Here is a 23,433-nt window from a genome sequence, read left to right as displayed (position 1 = left end):
AAACAAATCGTTATTTTAGAACGATTTCAAGTGCTATCCAGGACGACGAAAGGAAGCATCCCGATGATCCAGGCGACACCATTCGATTATCCCTATGACGGCAGGCTCGACCCGCGTTGCACGGCGCTTGTTGTCATCGACCTGCAGGAGGACTTCCTCTCGCCGACCGGCTATTTCGCCAAGCAGGGCTACGACCCCGGCCCGCTCCGGGCGATCCTGCCGACGGTCAACCGGCTGATCGACGCCGCACGCGCCGTCGGCATCCGCATCATCCACACCCGCCAGGGCTATCGCGGCGACATGGCCGACATGACGCCCTACGAGAAATGGCGTCGCACGCGCGCCGGCCTCGACGGCACGCAAGTACTGCTGCGATCGAGCCCTGGCTTCGCGATCGTCTCCGATATCGAGGTACGCCCCGAGGACATCGTCGTCGACAAGACCTGCAACGGCGCCTTCACCTACACCGATTTCGAGCATGTGCTGAGGGCCCAAGGCATCACCCATTTGCTCTTCTCGGGCTGCACCACCGACGTGTGCGTCCACACCACCCTTCGCGAGGCCTGCGACCGCAATTTCCAGTGCCTGACCATCTCGGATGCCTGCGCCAGCGGCGACCAGCGCGCCCATGAAGCCGCGCTGCACATGGTGACCGTGGAGAACGGCATCTTCGGCGCCTTGAGCGATGCAGCTGCCGTGCTCGCCGGCCTTGCCAAGCTGCCGAGGGCCGGCGTGTGAAGCAGGATCGCGGCGCTCCCCAGCGCTATGTCTCGCTGATGCGCCTGACAGCCAAGGGACTGGCGGAACTCGCCGACAGCGCTGCACGACGGCGGGTCAGCGAAGAGCGGGTCGCCGCACTCGGTGGCCGCTCCATCGATTTCTACGCCGTGCTCGGCGCCTATGACTTCGTGCAGATCTTCGAGATGCCCAGTAACGAAGCGATGATGCAATATGTGCTCACCGCACGCCGTGACGGGCATGTCGATCCGCTCATCCTCCCCGCCTTCGATACGGAAACCTATGGCGGGATCGTCGGACGCATCCAGAACATGCAGGGGAACTGATCATGGCGGCGAAATTCCTGATTCCGGTCGCACTGGCGACGCTCGTCAGCACCACGGCCCTCGCGCAGCAGCCGAGCTTCGTTTCGGACGGATCGATCAATGTCTGCACCACCGCGGCGTTTCCGCCTTTGAGCTACAAGCGCTTGCCCGGTGACCTGACACCCGTCGGCATCGACATCGAGATCGCCGAAGCGCTGGCCAAGGCCTGGGGCGCCAGCACGACCTACACCGTCACCGATTTCTCGGGTCTCCTGCCGACGCTCGGCTCGGGGCGCTGCGGCATGATCATCAGCGGCATCTACATCAATGACGAGCGCCGCAAGACCTATGACGGCGTGCGCTACATGAAATCGGCCACCGTGCTGGTGACCAAGGCCGGCAATGGCGAGATCGGCAAGCCTGACGACCTCAGCGGCAAGAATGTCGCGCTCGAAGCGGGCACCTACTACAAGGAAGAGCGCCTCGATCCGCTGAACAAGATCCTGGCGACGACCGGCAAGCCGCCCGTCGCCATCCACAATTATCCGACCCAGCAGGCTGCCTATCAGCAGGTGATGGTGGGACGGGTCGATGCGACGCTGACCGAGGAGGCCGAGGGTGCCTTCCGCGTCGCCGATGCCAGGGACACGCTCCAGATCGCCTATACTTGGCAGTCCGACTTCACCTACGGCATCTATATGCGTCGCAAGGATGGCGACCAGGCAGTGGTGCGCGACGCCCTGAGGAAGCTGCGCGATGACGGCTTCTTCACCGCTCTCGCCCAGAAATACGGCCTCAAGGCCGCCGTCTTCGACGTCGACTACGACAAGTAGCCGGGAGCGGCAGCGTCGACATGTCCTTCGATCCGGCCCTCCTTCTGACGGCACTGACCAATGCGGCCATGCTGCAGGGCGCCGCCATCGCCCTGATCCTGTCGGTGATGGTCTTCGCTGTCTCCTTTTTCCTCTGCTTGCCGCTGGCCCTCTGCCTGAACTCCCGCAAACCTTTGCGCAACGGTTCGGCCCAGTTCTATGTCTGGGTGTTCCGTGCCGCGCCGCTGATCCTGGTGCTGTTGCTGGTGTGGAACGGCTCGCCGCAGCTGATGCCCTTTCTCCTGAAGGCAGGCTGGTTCACGCCCTTCGTCGCAGCAGCGATCTCCTTCACCCTGGTCACATCAGCCTATATGGCCGAGATCATGAAGGGAGCCCTGCGCTCGATCGGCGCCGGACAGGGGGAGGCCGCAACCGCTCTCGGTCTCTCGCGGCTGCAGGCCTTCAGGCTGGTGATCCTACCGCAGGCCCTGCGTGTCTCCCTGCCCGCCCTGGTCAACGAATTCATCAACCTCCTGAAGGTGACCTCGCTTGCCTATGTCATTTCGCTGCGCGAGATCATGGCGGTGGTCAATGACGCCATCGCCGCCTCCTTCCGCTTCGTGGAATGGTATTGCGCCGCCCTGATCTACTACCTCGTCATCGTCTCGCTGTTCATGCTGGCACAATCGCTCATCGCCCGCCGCATGCAGCAGGGCCTCAAGGCTTGACGAAGAGAATGGTGGTCAGACCGCTCTGCCATTCCTCATCGGGATAGCGCCCGGCCTCGCGATAACCGCACGAGTGGTAAAAGGCCTGGCTCGTTTGGTTGAAAGTATCGGTTTCTAGGCGCACCTGTGCAAACCCGGCCGCCACGATCGCGGCCTCCGCTCCTTCCATCAGCCGCTGTCCGAGTCCCTTGCGGGCATGACGGGAATGGACATGCAGGGCATCGATGAAATCGCCTTCCCAGCGAATGAAGCCCGCCACCTCGCCATCGATCTCGGCAACCAGGCATTCCAGCCCGTGCTCGTCGATGAAGCGGTCGGCAACGCCGGAGATCAGATAGCGCTCGACGGCTGCCGGCGTGATGTTGGGCCGCCAGGTGCTGTCGAACGTATCCTTGAGGATCGCCTTCAGCGCCGGCTTGTCCGCCTCGCCGCCCTGCCTGATCACAACGACATCCATTGCCATCCGTCCCGATTGCACGCCTGCCCGGTGCGGGCCCATGCGCTTCACACCGCCTTAGCGTGATTCGCCGCGGTTCCTGCGCCCTGTACGCGGAGAGCTGATCGGCCCACATTCTCGCCACGTCACCGTGGAAGGAAGTACCAGCTGGCGCCAAACAGGCGCTGAAATGACGAGGATCGCTCCTTTTGGAGGAAATGCCGATGAAACTGACGGTCCAGCCTTTCCTGATGTTCCAGGGAAAAGGCCAAGCGGATGCCGCCATGAACCTCTATGTTTCACTGTTTCCCGACGGCGAGATCCTCGACGTCGAGCGTTATGGCGCCGGCGAGATGGGGCTGCCGGGCTCGATCAAGAAGGCACGCTTCAGCATCGCCGGCCAGAGCGTGATGTGCATCGACAGCCCCGTGCAGCACAACTTCACCTTCACGCCGTCCTTTTCGTTCTTCATTGATTGCGAAACGAATGAGGAGCTCGATCGCCTCTTCACGGCCCTGTCCCAGGACGGCACCGTCTTCATGGCCCTCGACGATTATGGATTCAGCCGCCGGTTCGGCTGGGCCGCCGACCGGTTCGGCGTCTCCTGGCAGATCAACCTGCCGTTCGAGGCGGCGAGCTGAGACCGGCTACGCCTCAGCCTCCTGCATCAGCCTCACAGGGCCGTTTCCTGCGCCGGCAAGCCGGTCATCGGTATTGAGCAGGGTGCAGCGCTCCATCGACAGGCAGCCGCAGCCGATGCAACCGGTCAGCTCGTTGCGCAGGTTCTGCATCAGGGCGATGCGGTGGTCGAGTTCGTCGGCCCAATGCGTGGCGAGCATTTCCCAATCGCCGCGGGAGGGCGGACGATCGTCCGGAAGCTCGGCGAGGCGTGTCCCGATCTCCGCCAGCGAGAAGCCGAGCTCCTGTGCCACCTTGATCAGGGCGACGCGGCGCAGCACGGCCCGATCGTAGCGCCGCTGATTGCCCTGGCTGCGCCGGCTGCGGATCAGTCCCTTGCGCTCGTAGAAATGCAGCGCCGTTACCGACACGCCGCTGCGATGAGCGAGATCGCCGACGCTCAGTTCAGCCATGGACCGCCTCCATCAAAGCCTATCGAGGAAAACTCGCGACCATCGCGAAACCGCTTGACCTTAACTTAAGTAGAGGTTGTAGGCCAAACAATGTCGGATGCCGGAATGGCACCGGACATCGTACGAACTGGATGTCGCGAGTTGGAGCCGAAGATGGACGCGCAAATCAGCACGGAAACCCAAGCCCATTGGCGCGAGATTGCCGTCGGCCGCTATGCCGGTGCGACAGCCACGCTCTGCCTTGGCGTGGCCCTGTTCGCCTTCAACAGCTTCCTGGTCTCGACCGCCCTGCCCTCGGCGATCGATGAGCTCGGCGGCGCTTCGCTGATCGCCTGGTCCGTCAGCCTCTATCTGATCTTCGCCATCCTCGGCGGCTCGATCGCGGCGTTGGTCAAGGCGCGCCATGGGGCCCGGGCCGCGCTGATCGGAGCAGCCCTGCTGTTTACGGCCGGCACCCTGATCGCGGGCCTGGCCCCCGCCATGGCCGTGCTGCTGGTCGGCCGTGCCTTGCAGGGCTTCGGCGAAGGCCTGATCGCCGCGGTCTGCTATGCCCTGATCCCGGAAATCTTTCCCTCGCGCCTGGTACCCAAGGTGTTCGGCGCCGAGGCGATGGTCTGGGCAGCAGCGGCCTTCGGCGGCCCGGCCGTCGCCGGCATCATCAGCGAGACCGTGTCCTGGCGGGCCGCCTTCCTGGTCAATGTGCCGCTGTCGCTGATCTTCATCGCCCTGGTCCTCAAAGTGGTACCGCATACAGCCCGGCAGGACGCGGCCGCGCTTCCTCTCGTCCAGCTCGGTGCCATTGGAGCCGGCATGGCAGCAGTCATGATCGCCGACGTTGCCGGCGGCACCGGTGCCGCAGTCCTGCTGCTCATCCTCGCAGCGCTGCTCTATGTCGGCGCCGTCTACAGCGACAGGCGCTCGCCGGCGCGTCTGTTCCCGAAGGACGCCTTTCGGCTCGGCAAGCCGATCGGCCTCGGCCTGTGGATCGTCTTCCTGATGCCGATGGCGCATTCCGCCGCCTCGGTCTATCTCGTCTACCTGATCCAGCATCTATGGGGCTATGGCGCCACCCTGGCGGGCGCGCTCAACGCGGTAATGGCCGTGTGCTGGAGCCTCGTCGCCATCGCGGTGGCCAGCGTGGCCTCGCAGCAGACCCGCCGCCGGCTGATCTGTCTGGGACCGTTGTTCCTGGTGCTGGGCCTCATCGCCATCATTTTCGCGCTCTGGCGCACCGACATCGTACTGCTCATCGGCGGCCAGGTCTTGATTGGGGCGGGTTTCGGCGCAAGCTGGGGCTATCTCAGCCAGGGCCTGATGGAGGCCTCACCGGCGGAGGAGCGCAACCGCACCTCCGCGCTGCTGCCCACTCTCCAGTCGGCCGCCTATGCCATCGGGGCCGCCGTGCTCGGCTTCGTCGCCAACGCCAATGGCGCCGGCTCGGCAACTACAGGTCCGCAATTGCAGCAGGCCATGCTGGCTGTTTTCATCTTGGCCATCCTGATCGCCCTGCCCGGCGTCTTCGCCGCCCTGAAGCTGGCTCCACATTTGTTCAAGGACGCGGAAAAACCGCGCGAATGCCCGGCATGAGGCCATCCATGCTGCAAAGGCTCGGAAGGCAGTCGGCGTTGCCCCGGCTCTCGAAATGGGACTTGTCCTTCCCACGTGGCAAGCTTCATACAAATCCAGCATGATTCGAAATGTTCGCCCCGTCCTGTGCCTGCTGCTCGCGCTGCTGTTCGCGGTGACCAGTGTCGGCTGGGCCATGGCGAGCACACGGATGGCCGGCGATCAGGCCATGAGCCATCATGCGGGCAAGAACGCAGATGCGCCTGATCATGGCGGGGACGTAGCCTTGGAAGGAATGTCCTGCCACCAGGCTCCGCCATGCGGCGGTGAGACTCATGAAGGGGAAGCTGCTTCCACCTGTTGCGCCTTGGCCTGCCATGTCGCCATGGAGACTGGCGTTTCCTCGTTGAATGCGCGCACCTTCATCATTGCCATCAGGCGCACGATCGTGGCGCCGGGATTGCCGATGTCGATGCTGTCCTTGCTCGACCGCCCTCCCAGGCAGGTCGACGCGACCGTCGGCTGATTTCCCCTTCCATCCTCAGGCAGGCGCCAAGCGCCACGGGGAGGGAGCTGGGCCAGGACTGACTGGACACAGCCGAGAGGTCGCCGTGCGGAGCGTTTGACGCGCCGCATTTCGCCTTGTCCCCCAAATCGCTGCGCCCGCGGCTGCCCTGAAGGCGGCCCGACGCCGCTGTCCGAGAAATTTCATGAAAATCGCCATCCCGACGGTTCTCGCCGTCGTCCTGTCCGCTTGCGCGGCGCCCCCCAGGCTCGCCGTCGGTCCTGACCCGACCAATCCCACTGCACCGGTCCCGCACCTGCGATACACGCCCGTCACCGCGGGGATCGTGGATTTCCGCCCGGTCGATCCCAAACCCTGGGTGGAACGGAACGACGGCGTTGCCCCCCGGCGGAAGGAGCCATGATGTCCCGGTTTTTACGCCATCCCGTCACGCGACCACGGCGGCTGGCGATGCTGACTTCCCTCGCCCTCACCCTGGCGGGCTGCGCCAGCTTCACGCCCGATGGCGGCATGACGCCGGTCAAGGGACGCATCGCGACCGAACTCCGCAAGGATGCCGTCAAGATCACCTCGCCGGCCGAGGCCGCGCAGGCCAAGGCACGTGTATCAGCCCTGCTCGCTAGGCCGCTGACATCAGATCGCGCCGTGCAGATCGCGCTCCTCAACAATCGCGGCCTGCAGGCCGAATACAACACGCTCGGCATTTCCGAGGCAGCCTATGTCGCGGCGAGCCTGCCGCCGAGCCCGACCTTCCAGCTCGAGCGCGTGGTGGCCGGCGGCGAGCTCGACATCGAGCGCCGGCTGGTGGCGAGCGTCCTCTCCTTGCTGACCCTGCCGGCACGCCGCGACATCGCCAAGACCCAGTTCGAGGCGGCGCGCTACCGGGCCATCGAGGCGACCTTCCGCCTCGCCGCCGATACGCGAAAGGCCTATTACCGCGCAGTGGCGGCCCGCCAGACCGTCGGCCTGCTGCAGAAGGCCCGGCTTTCGGCCGAAGCCGCCGGCGATCTTTCACGCAAGCTCGGCGAGACCGGCGCCGCCACCAAGCTCGACCAGGCGCGGTCGGCCTCCTTCTACGCCGAAGTGTCGAACCGCCTCGCCGAAGCCAGGCTCCAGGCCGGCACCGAGCGCGAGGCCCTGATCCGCCAGCTCGGCCTGTGGGGCAACGAGACCGACACTAAATTGCCGGGCACTCTGCCGGCCACGCCCGGAAAGCTGCCCTCCTCGACCGAAATCGAGGCGCAGGCCGTTCGCAAGCGCGTCGACCTGATCGCCGCCCGGCTCGATCTCGACGCCATGACTGCCGAGCTCGGCCTGACCCAGGCGAGCCGCTATGTCTCCCTGCTCGATCTCACGGGCCTGGCCAACTACACCCGCGCCAGCGAGGACGGCGTGAAGAAGCGCGACTATCCGCGCGGCTTCGAGCTCGAAGTGCAGATCCCGCTCTTCGATCTCGGCGAAACCGGCGTAAGGCGTGCGCGAGAGACCTATATGCAGTCGGTCAACCGCCTGGTGGACAAGGCCGTCACCGTGCGCTCCGAGGCGAGGGCCGCTTTCCTCACCTATCGCGGCCGGCACGAGATCTGGCGCCAATATCGCGCCCGCATCCTGCCCTTGCGCAAGACCATCAACGAACAGGCCGTGCTCGAATATAGCGGCATGCTGATCGACGTCTTCGACCTGCTCACCACCACGCGCGAAAGCCTCGACGTCAGCGTGGCGGCGATCGGCGCCCAGCGCGACTTCCTCATCGCCGGCGTGGATTTCCAGGCTGCCCTCATCGGCGGCGGCTCGGCCCCGTCATCGGGCGGGGAAACCGCCATGGCCGCCGCCCCCGCGGCCGGCGCCGCGCATTGATCACAGGAGCTGACATCATGACGGTATCCCGCCGTTCCCTCCTCGGCGCCGCGGCCCTGATCGGCGCCGGCGCCATCTCCGGCCGCGCCCAGGCGGCCGCCATCCCCGAAGCGCCCACCATGAAGGAAGCCGGCATGCAGCCCCCGCTCGTGCCGGCCACAGGCGTGGACTACAACCCCGTGGTCACGCTCAATGGCTGGACACTGCCCTGGCGCCAGAACGGCGACTGGAAGGAATTCCATCTGGTCGCCGAGCCGGTAGTGCGCGAGATCGCCCCCGGCATGGTCGCCCATCTGTGGGGCTATAATGGCCAGTCCCCCGGCCCCACCATCGAGGCGGTCGAGGGCGACAAGGTGCGCATCTTCGTCACCAACAAGCTGCCGGAGCATACCACCATCCATTGGCACGGACAGTTGCTGCCCAACGGCATGGATGGGGTCGGAGGGCTGACCCAGCCGCACATCAAGCCCGGCAAGACCTTCGTCTACGAATTCGAGCTGCGCAAGAGCGGCACCTTCATGTACCACCCGCATGCCGACGAGATGGTGCAGATGGCGATGGGCATGATGGGCTTCTTCGTCGTGCACCCGCGCGATCCTGCCTTCCGGCGCGTCGACCGCGATTTCGTCTTCCTCATCAACGCCTACGACATCGAGCCGGGCTCCTATGTGCCCAAGGTGGCGGAGATGACGGACTTCAATCTGTGGACCTGGAACAGCCGGGCTTTTCCGGGCATCGACCCGCTGGTCTGCGGCAAGGGCGACAAGGTCAGGGTGCGCTTCGGCAATCTCACCATGACCAACCACCCCATCCATATGCATGGCTACGACTTCAAGGTCTCGTGCACGGATGGCGGCTGGGTACCGGAAGCGTCCGCCTGGCCGGAGGTGACCATCGATTGCGCCGTCGGGCAGATGCGCGCCTTCGACTTCACCGCCGACGCAGAAGGCGACTGGGCCATCCACTGCCACAAGTCGCACCACACCATGAACCCGATGGGGCACGACGTCCGCAATTATATCGGCGTCGACAAAAAGGCTATCGCGGCCAAGATCCGCAAGCTCGTGCCCGACTACATGCCCATGGGTTCCGCCGGCATGGCTGACATGGGCGAGATGGAAATGCCGCTGCCCGATAACACCCTGCCAATGATGACGGGTTTTGCCCAGTTTGGCGCGGTGGAGATGGGCGGCATGTTCTCGGTGGTCAAGGTCCGCCAAGGCCTGGCCGCCGGGGACTACAAGGATCCGGGCTGGTTCAAGCACCCGGAAGGCACGGTCTCCTACGAATGGACCGGCGCGTCGAAGAATGCCTTCCACGCGCCCGCCATTCCCGAGAACCGTGGCAGCACAGCCGAAGTCCGGGTGGTCAAGCCCGGCCGGCGCTCCACCCACGATCAGCACTGACCCCCCAATGAAAGGAGCATGGATGTTCCCGAGAACTCTGTTTGTGGCCGCCGCACTGGCCTTGGCGGCCGGGCCGGCCTTGGCCGATGCCGGCCACAGCGGCGCGCGCGCCTATGGCGAGCCGGGCGATGCCAGGAAGCCGGCACGCACCATCGCCATCACCATGCGCGAGGCCGACGGCAAGATGATGTTCATCCCCAGCAGGATCGAGGTCCGCCAGGGCGAGCAGATCAAGTTCGTCCTGCGCAACAATGGCGAGATCGACCATGAGATCGTGCTGGCCACGCTGGCCGAAAACCTCAAGCACGGCGCGGAAATGCAGAAGAACCCGGACATGGAGCATGACGATCCCAATGCCCGGCGCCTGCAGCCCAAAAAGGCCGGAGAAATGGTCTGGAAATTCACCAAGGTCGGCGAGTTCGACTTTTCCTGCCTGATCCCGGGCCATCGCGAAGCCGGCATGACCGGCACCATCATCGTCACCACCAAGACAGGAGCTCTCTGATGCGCAAATTCCTCTTCACCCTCGCCTTTTCCGCCTTGGCGACCTCGGCTCTGGCACAAACAGCACCTGTCAGTGGCGAGGTCACCAAGATCAACGAGGCCCAGGGCAAGATCACCCTCAAGCATGGCCCGATCAAGAACCTCGACATGGATGGGATGACGATGGTGTTCGCCGTGGCCGATCCGGCCATGCTCAAGACGGTCAAGTCCGGTGACAAGGTTTCCTTCGAGGCCGACCGCGTCAACGGGCGCCTGACCGTAACCAAGATCGAAAAGGCGAAATAACGCCGGATTCGAGCGGCCCCCTTTGCCAGAAGGGGGCCGTTGAAACCACGGCAGGATTTTTGGAATGCACAGAACTCTCTTGATAGCCGGTATTCTAGCCGGCCTCGCTTCGAAGCAAGCGAATGCGGGCGACGGTGATCTTGCAGGCGTATTGACACGCAATGGCTGCCTCGGTGCGAAGATCACTTCGATCTATCACAGCGACTCTACATCGGTATTCCAGGCCAATTGCGGTGGGACCTCCCACCGCATCCTCGACGTGGAATGCGGCACCGCAGGATGCCGCCTCGTGCCTCGGGAAGATGCGTATGGCGAGACCGAATAGTCCCGTCCTTCGCCCCGTCAGTCTTCCATCAGGATCTGCAGTTTCACGTCCGTGGGCAGGGCCCTGGCGGCCCGCTCGAAGGCTGCGATGGAATCCTTGAAGGCATAGGTGCCGGTGATCAGCGGCTTGAGATCCACCTTGCCCGAACCGATCAGCGCAATCGCACGGTCGTAGATGTTGGCATAGCGGAACACCGTCTCGATGCGCACTTCCTTGGCGATGGCGCCGGGGACGTCGAAATTGACCGGCTCCACTGGCAAGCCGACAAGCACAAGCGCGCCGCCGGGCCGCACCAGGTCGAAGATGCCGTTATAGGCCTTGGCGCTGCCGCTCGCCTCGAACACCACGTCGGCGCCCCATTCGTCGGTCTCCCGCGCGATGGCGGTGGCAAAGGTTTCCTTCGTGAGGTCGACAGGAATGATGCCGTCATAGCGGCCGGCAATCTCAAGCTTTTCCTTGCTGAAATCGGAAATCAGCACCTTGCTGCAGCCGCCGGCCAGGGCGGCGAGCGCAACCATGATGCCGATCGGGCCGGCGCCGATCACCGCCCCGACATCGCCGGGCGCGATGCGAGCCCGCGCGGCCGCCTGCATGCCGACGGCGAAGGGCTCCACCATCGCGCCTTCGGCGAAGGAGACATTGTCGGGCAGCTTGTAGGTGAAGGCCGCCGGATGCACCGTGAAGGGCGTGAGCACGCCATGCACCGGCGGGGTGGCCCAGAAGGTTACGGACGGATCGACATTGTAGATGCCGAGCTTGGAAGCGCGCGAGCTCAGGTCCGGGACGCCGGGCTCCATGCAGACGCGGTCCCCCGCCTTGAGGTTCGTCACCTTCGAGCCGACCTCCACCACGGTGCCGGCTGCTTCATGGCCCAGCACCATCGGCGCATTGACGATGAAATTACCGATGCGGCCATGGGTGTAATAGTGCACGTCGCTGCCGCAGACGCCGACGGTGTGCAGCGCGATCTTCACATCGGTCGGGCCGACTTCGAGCGGGAGATCGATCTCGCGCAGCGACAATTCGTGCTGGCGTTCAAGGACAAGGGCGCGCATGGGTTCCTCCGGGTTCGGGCTGACGTCGCCGAAGAGCCGGCGCGTATTCATCCGACATTATCGCCAGTTTGTTGCGGCAATCAACCAAGTCGGGCAAGCGGCGACGGCAAGCCGGCGGACATATTACCAGCTATCGGTGCCGACCGGTGGCATCGACGCCAAACCGGCCTTCACGCCGCATCGATCTTATGGATCAGGTTCATGATGCCTTCGCTCATGGCGCCGTAGTCGCGGCTGTTGTGCAGGTCTCCGGCCACACGGTAGCCGTTCATCACCACGATGCGGTCGGCCAGGGCGATCATCTCCGGCATGTCGGAGGTGATGAGCAGGATCGAAGTGCCGGCATCCGACAGTTCGCGAATCAATTCATGCAGATAGGCCTTGGTCTTGATGTCGATTCCAACCGAAGGCTCGTCGATGATCAGGAGCTTCACACCGGCCGCCAGCCACTTGGCCACGCTGATCTTCTGCTGGTTGCCGCCGGAGAGATTGCCGACGAGCTGCCCCAGGGAAGGCGTTCGCACCTCCAGCTTGCGGATATAGGGTTCGGTCGCCTTGCGCACGGCGCGATCGGTGAGCAGGCCGCCGAAACCGGCGAGCTTGCGCCAGATGGCGATGCCGGCATTGTCCAGCACTGAATGCAGGAGGATGAGCCCCTCCTGCTTGCGGTCCTCGCTGACATAGCCGAGCCGATGGGTGTGGATGGCATCACCGACACTGGTGATGGCCACCTCCTTGCCGTCGAGCCGGATGGTGCCCGACGTCGCCGGCTGCAGCCCCATGATCGACTTGGCGAGCTCGGTGCGCCCTGCCCCGACCAGGCCATAGAGCCCGACGATCTCGCCGCGGCGCACGTTGAGATCGATGTCGCGATGGCCGAAGGGCGTAGCCACCTTTTCGAGCTGCAGAACGGGCGGTGCCCCAGCATGGTCGCGCGGCTTCCAGTCCGGGATCTGCTCGCTGCGCCCGATCATCAGGCGCACGAGGTCCTGGCGGCCGAGCCCCTCCATCGAGCGGCTGTCACAGGCATTGTGTCCGTCCCGGAGCACGGTGACCTGGTCGCAGATCTCCTGCACCTCCTCCAGCTTGTGGCTGACGAAGAGCATGCTGACGCCCTCGTCCCTGAGCTTCTTGAGCAACGCGAACAGGGCGACGGTCTCATGAGGCGTGAGCGAGGCGGTCGGCTCGTCGAGCAGCAGCACGCGCGAGCGCAGGGACAGCGCCTTGGCGATCTCGACGAGCTGCATCTTGGCGACGCTGAGCTGAGAGACCGGCGTGGCCGGGTCGAGATCGAGCCCGAGCACGTCGAGCCAGCGCCGCGCCTCGGCATTCACCGCGGCATAGTCGATCGGCTTGAACAGGCTGGCGCTCAGGCGCTCCAGCATGATGTTCTCGCCCACCGAGAAGCGCGGGATGAGGTTGCGCTCCTGATGCACGACGCCGATGCCCCTGGCGATGGCGTCACGTGTCGAGGCGAAATGGGCGGGCTGCCCATCCACCACCAGTTCGCCCTCGTCGGGCCTGAGCACGCCGGTGATCAGCTTGATCAGCGTGGATTTGCCGGCGCCGTTCTCGCCCAGCAGGGCATGGATCGAGCCCGGGCGCAGCGAGATCGAGACGCCTTCCAGGGCCTTCACGCCGGGGAAGAACTTGCTGACGCCGCGCGCCTGGAAAACCGGAGCCGAAGTCTGAGCCGCCATGTTCAGATCCTCTTCAAACCGCGGTTGACGCGGATCTCGCGCCAGCGGTTCATGCCGACAGCCCACAGGATCAGCGCGCCGAGAACGACCTGCACCAGGAAGGGGTCGATATGGAAGAGCACGAGCGCCTGGGTGATGATGGCAACGATGATCACGCCGAGCAGCGTGGCGAAGCTGGAGACATGACCGCCGGCGAGTACGGCGCCACCGATCACCGGCGCGGCGAAGGAGAGGATCAGCCAGTCGTCACCGATGGTCGGCTGGCCGATCTCCAGCCGCGCCACCAGCGCGATACCGGCCAGGCCCGCCAGAAGCCCCGATATGGCATGGGCCGATATCACCGTCCGCGACACCGAAATGCCCGACAGTTCGGCCGAGTGGGAATTGCCGCCCACGGCCAGGATGAAGCGTCCCAGCGGCAGGCGGTTGAGCAGATACCACATCGCCACGAACACGATGGCCGCGGGGATCACCAGCCAGGGCAGCGGCCCGAGGAAGGTGGTGTTGCCGAAATCCTTGACGCTTTGCGGCACGCCGTAAAAGGGCTGCGCCTTGGTGATGGCGAGGTTGATGCCCTTGAACACCGACAGGGTGGCCAGGGTGATCACGAAGGCCGAGATGCCGGTGCCGGCGATGAAGGCACCGTTGACGACGCCGGCCAGGAGGCCGATCCCCGCCGCCAGCAGCGCGGCCAGCGGCGCCGGCAAACCCCAGACCTGCATCATGCCGGCAAAGGAGATCGCGGCGAGCCCGCCAATGGCGCCAACCGCCAGGTTCATCTGCCCGATGGCGATGATGATCATCTGCGAGAAGGCGATCAGCATATTTACGGTGATGGCGAGCAGCAGCACCTGGATGTTGAGCGGCGACAGGAAGGACGGGTTGAAGCTGCCGATAAGGGCGATGGCCACCACCGCGATCGCCAGGGGTCCGAACCAGTCTGTCTGCATGAAACGGGGCATCACACCATCCTCCGATGGGCGAGATAGGAACGGCGTGCCTTGTCGATCAGCACGGCGGTGAGCAACAGGCAGCCGAGACAGGCCTGCACCCAGAACTCACCGATCTGCAGCAGCAGCAGGCCGTTGGTGAGCATGGTCACCAGGATGGCGCCGAGCACCGTGCCGCTGACCGAGACCCGGCCGCCGCTGAGCAGCGTGCCGCCGAGCACCGGACCGAGAAAGGCCGGCAAAAGCCAATCCTGCCCGAGCTGTCCGGCCATCGAGGGAATGGCAGCGCCGGTGCGTGCCACCACGAGCATGGCCGTGATGGCGGCAAGAGCCCCCGACAACATGTGGCAGAGGATGAATGTCCGCCCGACACGCACGCCGGAAAGCTCTGCAGCCTCGGGACGGGCGCCCGCCGCCAGCATCTCGCGGCCGAGAACGGTGAAGCGATAGAGCACGCCGAGCACCACGGCCACGACCAGGGCGACGACGAGAAGCGGCGAGACCAGGCCGAACAGGCGCAGCCGCCCGAAATTGGAGAAATCGGCCGGAATGCCGCGGAAGGATTGCGCCTTGGTCAAGTAGATCATCATTCCGAAGAAGATGCTCATGCTGGCCAGGGTGATGATGAAGCTGTGCAGGCCGGAACGCACCACGACGAAGCCGTTGATCCAGCCGAGCGCCGCCGCCAGGGCGATGGCGCCAAGGGCGGCAACCGGCCAGGGCAATCCCGCCAGTTCCACCAGGGCGCCGAAAGCCATGGCCGCGCAGACACCGATGGCACCGACAGCCAGGTTCAGGCCGCCGGTGACGATCACCACCATCATGGACAGGCCGACCATGATGTTGACGGCGGCGACGCGCCCCAGCGTGAACTGGTTGAAGGGGGAGAAGAAGCCCTTGGTAGCGAGGCCGAACAGGCAGGCGAAAGCCACCATCAGGACCAAAAGCCCGAACTCGTTGGTCAGGTAGAAGCGCACCGTGCCGCTCTGCATCGGCTTGCCGGTCGCCGGGGCGAGCGTTGCGGTTGGGGATTCGTCACCGGCCATCGACGGTCTCGAGCTCCGTAGGAATACTGGTTGGAACGGGCCGAGACACCATTCCCGCTGCACGGGACGGGATGCAGGCCTCGGCCCAATACCGTTACTTGCAGGTCAGATAGGTCTTCTCGAAGCTCGCCAGCAGCGTCTTGGTGATGCCCTGCATGGCCGAGATGTAATTGTCGACGCCAGAGGCATCGACGAAGACCGTGCCCGAATCGATGAAGTGGCTGGTCAGTGCATTGGACTTCCACGGCGCGTCGGCCTTCACGGTGCAGCCATTGCGCAGCTTGTCGGCCGCAAAGGAACCGATATAGCCCTGGCCATAAGGGTTCTGCAGCATGGTGCCGCTGACGAAACCGTCCTTGATCGCCTTGAGCACCACCTCGTCGTGGTCGATGCCGACCATCTTGATGCGCTTGTCGCCGATCTTGCGCAAGGCGTTGGAGGCGACCACCGCCGGCACCCAGGCGGTGGTGACGATGCCGTCGATCTCGCCGGCATGGGCGGCAAGGTAGGCGTTGATCTTTTCTTCCGCCGGCTCGGGGGCGTCGATGTCGGCAATGACCTGCACCACCTGCCCGCCCTCTTCCTCGGCAGCCTTCTTCACCGCGTCGATGCGAAGCTGGGTGTTGGGATCGACCAGGAAGCCGGTGAAATGAGCGATGCGCTTCTTGCCGCCCATCGCCTTGAACAGTTCCTTGGTGCCGAGATAGGCCGAATTGCCCGTATCGGTGCCAAGGCAGAAGGCGGCCTTGGAGGGATCCTTCAGGCAGCCGGCCAGGGCCATCACCGGCGCACCGGTATCGGCGAGCTCATTGGCGGTGGCGACCGAACCGACCGGATCGCCCGGGAAGATCAGGAAGGCATTGTAGCCCTGCGTGACCAGGCTTTCGAGCAGCTCATTCTGCTGGCTGAGCTCCCATTTCTGCGGAACCTTGTAGTCGGCCGCGCCGAGCCCGAAATCCTTGGCTGCGTCCTTGCCGGCCTGGTCCCAGGCCGAGAAATAGGGGTGCGGGCCGCCGGGCACCAGCGCCACCTTGGTATCGTCGGCGGCCAGGGCGGGCAAGGCACCGGCGAGCAAGGCAGCCATAGCCGCGCAAGCAAAAAGCTGACGTCGAACGAACATGAAATTCCCTCCCTCTGGGCATGACGTGCTGCGGGCGCTCCTCACATCGTTCGGCCCCGCTTGACAGGTATGGATACTAGGATCCAAGCTCGACATATGCAACAGTGTTTGCGAGATGATGATAGCGAGCCTGGCTTCCCTCCCCTACCATTCCGATTCAGGATGGAGCGCCATATCATTGCGATCATTGCGGTTTTGAAGGAGTCGGCCGATGTCTGCCTTGCCCAACAAACAGCCCGGGCCGGACGAGGACGGGCTGGGCTTTGCCGTCGACATCAATCGCAAGCACCCGGTGGGCGACCAGATCTATGAAGCCTTGAAGCAGGCCATCATCACGGTCAGGCTGTTGCCGGGCACCTCGATCAGTGAGAATCGCATCTGCCGCCATTTCGGCGTCTCGCGCACGCCTGTGCGTTCGGCAGTGGTGCGGCTGAGCGAGGACGGCCTGATCGACGTCTATCCCCAGCAGGGCAGCTTCGTCTCTCCCATCCGCCTGGCCGAAGTGCGCGACAGCCATTTCATCCGCAAGCATCTGGAACTGGCCCTGCTGCGCGAGGCTGCGGCCCGCTGGACCTCCGCCAAGAGCGCCGAAGCGCGCGCCATCGTGGAGACACAGCGCCAGGCCATGCTCGGTGACGACAAGGATCGCTTCTTCGAACAGGACGAGCGCTTCCACTATGCCTTTGCCGGTTTTGCCGAGCGCGAGGGCGTGTGGCCGACCATCCTTCAGGTCCGTGCCCGCCTCGCCCGCTTCGTGCGGCTGTTCGGCACGCCGTCCCGCCTCCCCCTGGTGCTGGAGGAACATCTGGCCGTTCTCGATGCCCTCGACGACGGCAGGACGAATGAAGCCGCAGACCGGCTCGAACGGCATCTCGACATGATCTTCACCATGCTCGCCCAATTGCCGGATGAGTATGGCCCCTATGTAACGGAGTAGCCCGATGCGTCTCGGTACCAGCACCCTCGCCCATCTCCAGCCGGGCATCGCCACGCCGCGTTATGATCGGGCGGCCATCCGGCCCGGCATCGTGCATCTGGGCACGGGCGCCTTCCATCGGGCGCACCAGGCCGTCGCCATCGACGACTGCCTGGCACGCGGCGAGACGGATTGGGCCATCCTCGGCAGTTCGCTGCGCGGCAGAGAGACGCGCGATGCCCTCGCCCCCCAGGACGGCCTGTATACGCTTGCCATCCGCGACAGCGGCCGCGAGGAGTTGCGCGTGATCGGCTCGGTGCTCGGAGTCGCCGTCGCGCCGGAAAATCCCGGCTTTCTCTTGGACCAGCTTACAGATCCGGCCATCCGGATCGTCACGCTGACGATCACCGAAAAGGGCTATGCGGTCGATCTCGGCAGCGGCGGGCTGAGGCCGGACCATCCCGACATCGTGCATGACCTCGCCAATCCGCAGGTGCCCCGCTCGGCCCTCGGTTTCCTGGTTGAGGCGATCGCGCGTCGCCGCCGCGATGGCAGCCGCCCCTTCACCGTCCTGTCCTGCGACAACCTTCCGCAAAACGGGCGCACGCTGAAGCGCGTGCTCGGTGAATTCGCCGCGCTGCGGGACAAGGACCTGGCCGCCTATATCGCCGGCGAGATCCCCTGCCCGTCCTCCATGGTCGACCGTATCGTGCCGGCGACGACCGACACCGACCGCGCGGCCATTTCGTCTTCGCTCGGCCTCGAAGATGCCTGGCCAGTGCTGGGCGAGCCGTTCAGCCAATGGGTCATCGAGGATCGCTTCGCCGCCGGACGGCCGCGGCTGGAGGAAAGCGGGGTCGAGTTCACCGGCGACGTCGAGCCCTTCGAACATATGAAGCTGCGCCTGCTCAACGGCACCCATTCCACCATCGCCGCGGTTGGACGGCTGGCCGGCCATGACTTCGTGGCCCAGGCGATCGCCGATCCTGTCATCCGCGGCCTGATCGAGCGCTATTGGCAATGCGCGATCCCGACGCTGGCCATCCCCGCCGACCGCGCCTTCGCCTATACGAGGCAGCTTCTCGGCCGCTACGAGAACACCTCGCTGCATCACCGCACCGCACAGATCGCCTCCGACGCTTCGCAGAAGCTGCCGCAGCGCATTCTGTCGCCCCTGCGCGATTGCCTCGCCAAGGGGCTGCCTTGCGGCCCGCTCGTCTTCGCCGTCGCCGCCTGGATCCGGTCCTGCGGCGGCAGCGACGACCAGGGCCGTGCCCTTCCCCTCAACGACCCGACCTTCGAAGCCTGGACCGGCCAGCCCGACCAGCACAACGCCGCGCCACAGGCGGTGGTCGAGGCTTTTCTCGGCCTTTCCGCCGTTTTCGGCGAGGACCTGCCGCGCAATGCGGCCTTTGTCGACGATCTGCAGGCGGCCTATCGGGCGATCGCCACCCAAGGCGTCCTGAATGCCGCCCAATCCTGGAGGCAGAAATGAGAGCCCTGAGCTGCGACGAACCCGGCAAGCTGAGCATCATCCAGCGCGACGAGCCGCACGCCGCCGGGAACGAGGTGCTGGTGCGCATTCGCCATGTCGGCGTCTGCGGCACCGACTATCACATCTTCCACGGCAACCAGCCTTATCTGAGCTATCCCCGAGTCATCGGGCATGAGCTTGGCGCCGAGATCGTCAGTGTGCCGACGGGGTCGTCCCTGCGCGCCGGCCAGATCGTCTCGATCATGCCGACGATCTATTGCGGCCATTGCCGCGCCTGCCGGATGGGCAAGACGAATTGCTGCCAGCAGCTGGAAGTCCTCGGCGTGCATCGCGACGGCGGCGCCTGCGACTATATCGCGGTGCCCGAAGCCAACGTCATTCCGGCCGACGGCCTGACGGCTGGACAGGCCGCCATGGTCGAATTCCTGGCCATCGGCGCCCATGGCGTGGCGCGCGGCGGCATCGGGCCGGGACAGCGGGTGGCCATCGTCGGCGCCGGTCCCATCGGCATCGCGGCCGCCGTCTTCTCCAGGGTGGCGGGCGCCCATGTCAGCGTCGTCGACATGAATCCCCGCCGCCTCGCCTTCTGCGCGGACGAGTTGGGGGCGGATGCCGTCTTCGAGGCTTCGGCCGACATCCGGGAGCGCCTGGGCCAAGCGACGGGTGGCGACTTCTTCGACTGCGTCGTCGATGCCACCGGCAGCCCCGGCGCCATGCAGAAGGGCTTCGACCTCGTCGGCCATGGCGGCGCCTATGTGCTGCTGTCGCTGGTGCGCGCGGACATCGCCTTCAACGATCCCGAATTCCACAAGCGCGAGACCACGCTCTATGCCAGCCGCAATGCCGTCCGGCAGGATTTCGAGACCGTGCTGCAGGCGATGCGGGACGGCAAGGTGCCCTTGCGCGCGCTCGCGAGCCATGAAGGTAGCCTGGACGATGCGCCGGGCCTGATACCGGAATGGTCCAGGCCGGAGGCCGGCGTGATCAAGGCGATCCTGACCGTCTAGGCAGCCTGCGTGTCTCAAACCACGCGGTTGCCTTACTTCCCCGCCGAAGAAGGCGCGATAAGCCTTCGATTTTTAAGCAGCTGCCCCCAGCAGATTGCCCGCCAGCTTGGCGACCTGCTGGCGGATATCAGGCACGGCCACGATCTCCCAGAACGTGCCCGAGGTGATCGGGCCGACGGCATAAAGTCGATCCGACGGCGCGCCATCCGCGCGCAGGACACGACAATCCAATCCGACATCCAGCCCGAGGCCGAGACTGTCGGGCCGCACCCTGCCATCAGCCAGCAACTGGCGCAGAACCGGATTTTCGGTGGCGGTGACGTCGGCAGCGCGGCCGCGGCATTCGAAGACGGCATCGGCATCGATCCGTCTCTCGGTCGCACCGGTGCGGGCGATGTAGCGTACGGCCACGCGGCTCCCCTGCGGATCGAACCCGATAACCCGGCCCGCCACGATGGCAAGTTGGCCCGTCCGGCGCGCCGCCTCGATGCGCGCAGCAGCATCCGGGGCCATGCGGTGGCGATGGATGTCCCACCAGGCCCGGGCATGGCGCAGGAAGCGCCGGCGTGCCTCCTGGGACAGGCTGCGCCATAGAGGCTGCGTATAGGGCCGCAAACCATCGACAATGGCACGCCAATCCCCGCCTGATCGCCGGTGCTCGGCCACGAGCCGGCGCAGCCAGCGCGTGAGGTAGACGATCCCAGTGCCATAGGGAATGTCGGCGGCATCGAGGCGTAGTGGCTGGACCGGCCGATGGGCTTGCGGGCTGAGGCCGCGCCTGGAAATGGCGGTGATCCGGCCACGGTGTCCGGCATGCAGCAGCGACAGGACCCGGTCGGCCATGGTGAGGCCGGTTCCGACGATGACGACATCGGCATCGGGGGAAAAGGCGGCCGGCCCTGCGTCGAACCAGCCATCGAACCGCCAGGAGGCGGGCGGCAGCTTGGGGCCTTCATTGCCAGTCGCGAGAATGGCGATGTCGGCCTTCACTCGACCGCCGCTGCTGAGGTCAACAATGACGCCCCTATCTACTTCCGCGATGCCGACCGCCTCGTCCTGCACGATGGCCAGGCGCCGGCTGCCCGGCCGCTGCACGAGATGCGGCGACAGCAGATCTGCAAGATAGTCGCGATAGAGGCGCCGCGGCGCGAAGGACTGCGCATCCGGACAATGGCTGCTGCTATGCTCGCCGACCCAGCGCCAGAAATGGTCGGGATCGTCAGGATAGGCGCTCATATTGGCAGCGCGTACGTTCAGGAGATGATCGGGATGGCTCGTGCCATAGGCGATGCCGGCGCCAAGCTCCCGGCTCTTCTCCACCAACGTCACGCGAAGTTCGGGATGGTGATGACGCAGGAGATGGGCCGTCATCAAAACCCCGCTCGCTCCGCCTCCGATGACGACGATATGCCTGGAGGAGACGGAAGGGCTGGTCGACATGCTGCACGCTTCAATTAATCTACCAATTTGATAGATCAAACACGTGCAGCCGACAAGCTGTCCCGATCATTCAATCGCGCGAACTCGCCTGTTGCCGATGCCGGCAGTCAGATGTGATACATCAGGGTCAGGTCGTCGAGATCGGCCAGCGCCCGCATCTCGGCAAGGGTGCGGTTGTCGAGCACGGTGGAAATCGCCTGGCGCACTTCCAGCATCATCAGGCGCACGGCGCACTGGTTCTCGTCGGAACAATCATCACAGCGCTGATAGGCGGTACGGCTGGCGCAAGGAATGGGCGCGAGCGGTCCGTCGAGCACGCGCACGATATGGCCGACACGGATCTCGCTCGCCGGCCGTCCGAGGACATAGCCACCGCCCTTGCCTTTCTTCGAATGCAGGAAGCCGGCATTCTTCAGCTCGCCAAGGATCGTATCCAGGAACTTCTTGGGAATGCCGTTCTGTTCGGCGATATCGGAAACCAGGCACGGTTTGCCCGGCTCGGCGCCGGCCAGATGCACCATTGCCTTGAGGCCATATTTGCCCTTTTTCGTCAGCATGCGGCCCCCGGACTGCGATTCGGAATTCCCCTTCAGCCCTCTGGTAATCGTAAAAGGGCTGATTTGCTACTCATGCCGTCTCCAAAGCCTGCCGAAACTTGAGCAAAGCGTGTTCAAGCGGGAACCTTCTTTGCTCCGCTTCCCTCTTTGGACGCGTCTTTGCGACTTGGCATGCCCTCGCCCAATCCCAAAACGCTATGGCGATAATTCGATGCGGCATGCTTGTGGGGCAGACGTGGCGACGCGCCGAACAACTTCTCGCGCAAGGTTCCTTCGGCATAGGCTGTCTTGTAGCGCCCCCGCCGTTGCAGTTCCGGGACCAGCAGATCGGCGACATCGCCGAAGGTCTCCGGGCGCACCGCGAAGGCGAGGTTGAAGCCGTCGATCCCCGTTTCATCGACCCAGGCCTCCAGCTCATCGGCAACCCTGGCGGGTGAACCCACCACGACCGGGCCGATGCCGCCGATCGCCACATGTTCGGCGACTTCGCGCACCGTCCAGCGGCGATCGGGGTCGGCTCGGGTGATGTTCTCGAGCGCCGAGCGCCCGGCCTCGTTCTCGACATGCTCCACGATCGCATCGGGATCGAGCCGGGAGAAATCCACGCCCGTCCAGCCGGACATCAAGGTCAAGGCCCCTTCATGATCGGCATAGTTGCGATAATCGGCGAGCTTGGCCGCCGCTTCCTCATCCGTGGGTGCCACGATCACCGTCAGCAGTGTGAAGATCAGGATATCCGCAGGGTTGCGTCCAACGCGCGCAGCCGCCTGCCGGATCGCCGCCACCCGGCCGGCAATCACCTTGCGGCTCGGCCCGGATATGAAGACGCATTCGGCATGCCGCGCTGCGAAGCCGAGCCCCGCCGGCGAAGTCCCGGCCTGGTAGAGCACCGGCGTGCGCTGCGGCGAGGGTTCGCTCAGATGCACGGCGTCGATGCGGAAATGCGGGCCGTCATGCTGGATCTTACGGACCCGCTCGGGAACGGTAAAGACGCCGGCCTCAGCATCGGCGACCACGGCATCATCGGCCCAACTTCCCTCCCAGAGCTTGTAGACTGCCGCCATATAGTCCTCGGCGATGGCATAGCGATCGTCATGCGCCGTCTGCTTGTCCTTGCCGGCCCCGCGGGCCGCGCTGTCGAGATAGCCAGTGACGATGTTCCAGCCGATACGCCCTTCCGTCAAATGGTCCAGCGTCGACATGCGGCGCGCGAAGCCATAGGGCGGCTCGTAGCTCAGATTGACGGTGACGCCGAAACCAAGGTGCCGCGTCACCGCAGCCATGGCCGGCACGAGCAGCAGGGGATCGTTCACCGGGACCTGCGTGGCATGCTGCAGGGCCGCCTCGCCATTGCCGCCATAGACGTCATAGACGCCCAGGACATCGGCCAGGAACAGCCCGTCGAACAGGCCTCGCTCCAGGATCCGGGCGAGATCGAGCCAATAATCGAGCCGGTTATAGGATCGCGAACGATCCCGGGGATGGCGCCACAGTCCCGGGGACTGGTGCGCCACGCAATTCATCTCGAAGGCGTTGAAGCGGATGGGTTTGGACATCACTCAGCTTCT

Annotated in this window: 24 protein-coding genes; 14 read left to right on the top strand and 10 right to left on the bottom strand. The window is 64.9% G+C overall.

The window, feature by feature from the left end:
• Positions 1–63 precede the first annotated feature (63 nt).
• From BA190_RS13045 to BA190_RS13030, 4 genes are read left to right on the top strand one after another with little or no spacing between them, the layout of a single operon-like run.
• Positions 64–738: a cysteine hydrolase family protein gene (locus tag BA190_RS13045; RefSeq protein ID WP_068287431.1), complete on the top strand. Its 675-nt coding sequence runs from the start codon at positions 64–66 to the stop codon at positions 736–738.
• Positions 735–1,064: a GYD domain-containing protein gene (locus BA190_RS13040; RefSeq protein ID WP_245314697.1), complete on the top strand. Its 330-nt coding sequence runs from the start codon at positions 735–737 to the stop codon at positions 1,062–1,064. The genes BA190_RS13045 and BA190_RS13040 overlap by 4 nt, the downstream gene beginning before the upstream one ends.
• A gap of 2 nt (positions 1,065–1,066) precedes the next feature.
• On the top strand, positions 1,067–1,876 hold the full coding sequence (locus BA190_RS13035; RefSeq protein WP_068287429.1) for a transporter substrate-binding domain-containing protein: 810 nt from the start codon (positions 1,067–1,069) through the stop codon (positions 1,874–1,876).
• Between the two features lie 20 nt (positions 1,877–1,896).
• Positions 1,897–2,583: an amino acid ABC transporter permease gene (locus tag BA190_RS13030; protein WP_068287424.1), complete on the top strand. Its 687-nt coding sequence runs from the start codon at positions 1,897–1,899 to the stop codon at positions 2,581–2,583.
• On the opposite strand, the gene BA190_RS13025 is transcribed toward BA190_RS13030, so the two are convergent.
• Positions 2,573–3,040, bottom strand: a complete 468-nt coding sequence (locus BA190_RS13025; protein ID WP_068287751.1) for a GNAT family N-acetyltransferase — start codon at positions 3,038–3,040, stop codon at positions 2,573–2,575. The two genes, BA190_RS13030 and BA190_RS13025, sit on opposite strands and share 11 nt — an antisense overlap.
• A 203-nt stretch (positions 3,041–3,243) precedes the next feature.
• Here BA190_RS13025 and BA190_RS13020 point away from each other — a divergent pair, with 203 nt between their 5' ends.
• The gene (locus BA190_RS13020) at positions 3,244–3,660 is read left to right on the top strand and encodes a VOC family protein (protein WP_068287423.1); all 417 of its coding nucleotides are present in this window, start codon (positions 3,244–3,246) and stop codon (positions 3,658–3,660) included.
• Between the two features lie 6 nt (positions 3,661–3,666).
• Here BA190_RS13020 and soxR read toward each other — a convergent pair whose 3' ends face one another.
• Complete coding sequence (soxR, locus tag BA190_RS13015; RefSeq protein ID WP_068287422.1) at positions 3,667–4,110, bottom strand: redox-sensitive transcriptional activator SoxR; 444 nt, start codon at positions 4,108–4,110, stop codon at positions 3,667–3,669.
• A gap of 153 nt (positions 4,111–4,263) precedes the next feature.
• Here soxR and BA190_RS13010 point away from each other — a divergent pair, with 153 nt between their 5' ends.
• From BA190_RS13010 to BA190_RS12980, 6 genes are all read left to right on the top strand, one after another.
• The gene (locus BA190_RS13010) at positions 4,264–5,697 is read left to right on the top strand and encodes an MFS transporter (RefSeq protein ID WP_068287416.1); all 1,434 of its coding nucleotides are present in this window, start codon (positions 4,264–4,266) and stop codon (positions 5,695–5,697) included.
• 100 nt (positions 5,698–5,797) lie between these two features.
• Complete coding sequence (locus BA190_RS13005) at positions 5,798–6,202, top strand: hypothetical protein (RefSeq protein WP_068287410.1); 405 nt, start codon at positions 5,798–5,800, stop codon at positions 6,200–6,202.
• 399 nt (positions 6,203–6,601) lie between these two features.
• Positions 6,602–8,059: a TolC family protein gene (locus BA190_RS12995; protein WP_371260317.1), complete on the top strand. Its 1,458-nt coding sequence runs from the start codon at positions 6,602–6,604 to the stop codon at positions 8,057–8,059.
• A gap of 17 nt (positions 8,060–8,076) precedes the next feature.
• Positions 8,077–9,465, top strand: coding sequence for a multicopper oxidase family protein (locus BA190_RS12990; protein ID WP_068287402.1), 1,389 nt, complete (start codon positions 8,077–8,079; stop codon positions 9,463–9,465).
• A gap of 22 nt (positions 9,466–9,487) precedes the next feature.
• A complete protein-coding gene (locus tag BA190_RS12985; RefSeq protein ID WP_068287400.1) occupies positions 9,488–9,970 on the top strand; it encodes a plastocyanin/azurin family copper-binding protein in 483 nt (160 codons plus the stop codon).
• Positions 9,970–10,254, top strand: a complete 285-nt coding sequence (locus BA190_RS12980) for a copper-binding protein (protein WP_068287397.1) — start codon at positions 9,970–9,972, stop codon at positions 10,252–10,254. The genes BA190_RS12985 and BA190_RS12980 overlap by 1 nt, the downstream gene beginning before the upstream one ends.
• A gap of 342 nt (positions 10,255–10,596) precedes the next feature.
• On the opposite strand, the gene BA190_RS12975 is transcribed toward BA190_RS12980, so the two are convergent.
• From BA190_RS12975 to BA190_RS12955, 5 genes are all read right to left on the bottom strand, one after another.
• Positions 10,597–11,634, bottom strand: coding sequence for an NAD(P)-dependent alcohol dehydrogenase (locus BA190_RS12975; RefSeq protein ID WP_068287743.1), 1,038 nt, complete (start codon positions 11,632–11,634; stop codon positions 10,597–10,599).
• 170 nt (positions 11,635–11,804) lie between these two features.
• Positions 11,805–13,334, bottom strand: coding sequence for a sugar ABC transporter ATP-binding protein (locus BA190_RS12970; protein WP_068287394.1), 1,530 nt, complete (start codon positions 13,332–13,334; stop codon positions 11,805–11,807).
• 2 nt (positions 13,335–13,336) lie between these two features.
• Positions 13,337–14,296: an ABC transporter permease gene (locus BA190_RS12965; protein WP_068287392.1), complete on the bottom strand. Its 960-nt coding sequence runs from the start codon at positions 14,294–14,296 to the stop codon at positions 13,337–13,339.
• Positions 14,296–15,330: an ABC transporter permease gene (locus BA190_RS12960; protein WP_082979698.1), complete on the bottom strand. Its 1,035-nt coding sequence runs from the start codon at positions 15,328–15,330 to the stop codon at positions 14,296–14,298. Before BA190_RS12960 ends, BA190_RS12965 begins: the two co-directional genes overlap by 1 nt.
• A 94-nt stretch (positions 15,331–15,424) precedes the next feature.
• Positions 15,425–16,450 (bottom strand): sugar ABC transporter substrate-binding protein, encoded by a 1,026-nt coding sequence (locus tag BA190_RS12955; RefSeq protein ID WP_082979697.1) that lies wholly within the window; start codon positions 16,448–16,450, stop codon positions 15,425–15,427.
• Between the two features lie 211 nt (positions 16,451–16,661).
• Between BA190_RS12955 and BA190_RS12950 the strand changes: the two genes are divergently transcribed.
• Genes BA190_RS12950 through BA190_RS12940 form a run of 3 tightly spaced genes read left to right on the top strand, consistent with a single transcriptional unit; the run spans position 16,662 to position 19,868 of the window.
• Positions 16,662–17,387, top strand: a complete 726-nt coding sequence (locus BA190_RS12950; protein WP_068287384.1) for a GntR family transcriptional regulator — start codon at positions 16,662–16,664, stop codon at positions 17,385–17,387.
• 4 nt (positions 17,388–17,391) lie between these two features.
• Positions 17,392–18,861 (top strand): mannitol dehydrogenase family protein, encoded by a 1,470-nt coding sequence (locus tag BA190_RS12945; RefSeq protein ID WP_068287381.1) that lies wholly within the window; start codon positions 17,392–17,394, stop codon positions 18,859–18,861.
• Entirely contained in the window at positions 18,858–19,868 is a 1,011-nt protein-coding gene (locus BA190_RS12940) for a zinc-binding alcohol dehydrogenase family protein (protein WP_068287379.1), read from the top strand. Before BA190_RS12945 ends, BA190_RS12940 begins: the two co-directional genes overlap by 4 nt.
• A gap of 72 nt (positions 19,869–19,940) precedes the next feature.
• Here BA190_RS12940 and BA190_RS12935 read toward each other — a convergent pair whose 3' ends face one another.
• The 3 genes from BA190_RS12935 to BA190_RS12925 all read right to left on the bottom strand — a co-directional run bounded on the left by BA190_RS12935 (position 19,941) and on the right by BA190_RS12925 (position 23,421).
• On the bottom strand, positions 19,941–21,308 hold the full coding sequence (locus BA190_RS12935) for an FAD/NAD(P)-binding protein (protein ID WP_068287377.1): 1,368 nt from the start codon (positions 21,306–21,308) through the stop codon (positions 19,941–19,943).
• A 107-nt stretch (positions 21,309–21,415) separates the two neighbouring features.
• Positions 21,416–21,865, bottom strand: coding sequence for an Rrf2 family transcriptional regulator (locus tag BA190_RS12930; RefSeq protein WP_068287374.1), 450 nt, complete (start codon positions 21,863–21,865; stop codon positions 21,416–21,418).
• Between the two features lie 113 nt (positions 21,866–21,978).
• A complete protein-coding gene (locus tag BA190_RS12925; RefSeq protein WP_082979696.1) occupies positions 21,979–23,421 on the bottom strand; it encodes an LLM class flavin-dependent oxidoreductase in 1,443 nt (480 codons plus the stop codon).
• Positions 23,422–23,433: the final 12 nt, after the last annotated feature.

The sequence above is a fragment of the Labrys sp. WJW genome, from assembly GCF_001676615.1.
GTDB lineage: Bacteria > Pseudomonadota > Alphaproteobacteria > Rhizobiales > Labraceae > Labrys > Labrys sedimenti.
The sequence above is the reverse complement of the archived record's forward strand: the minus strand, read 5'-3'. Positions and strand labels throughout refer to the sequence as shown.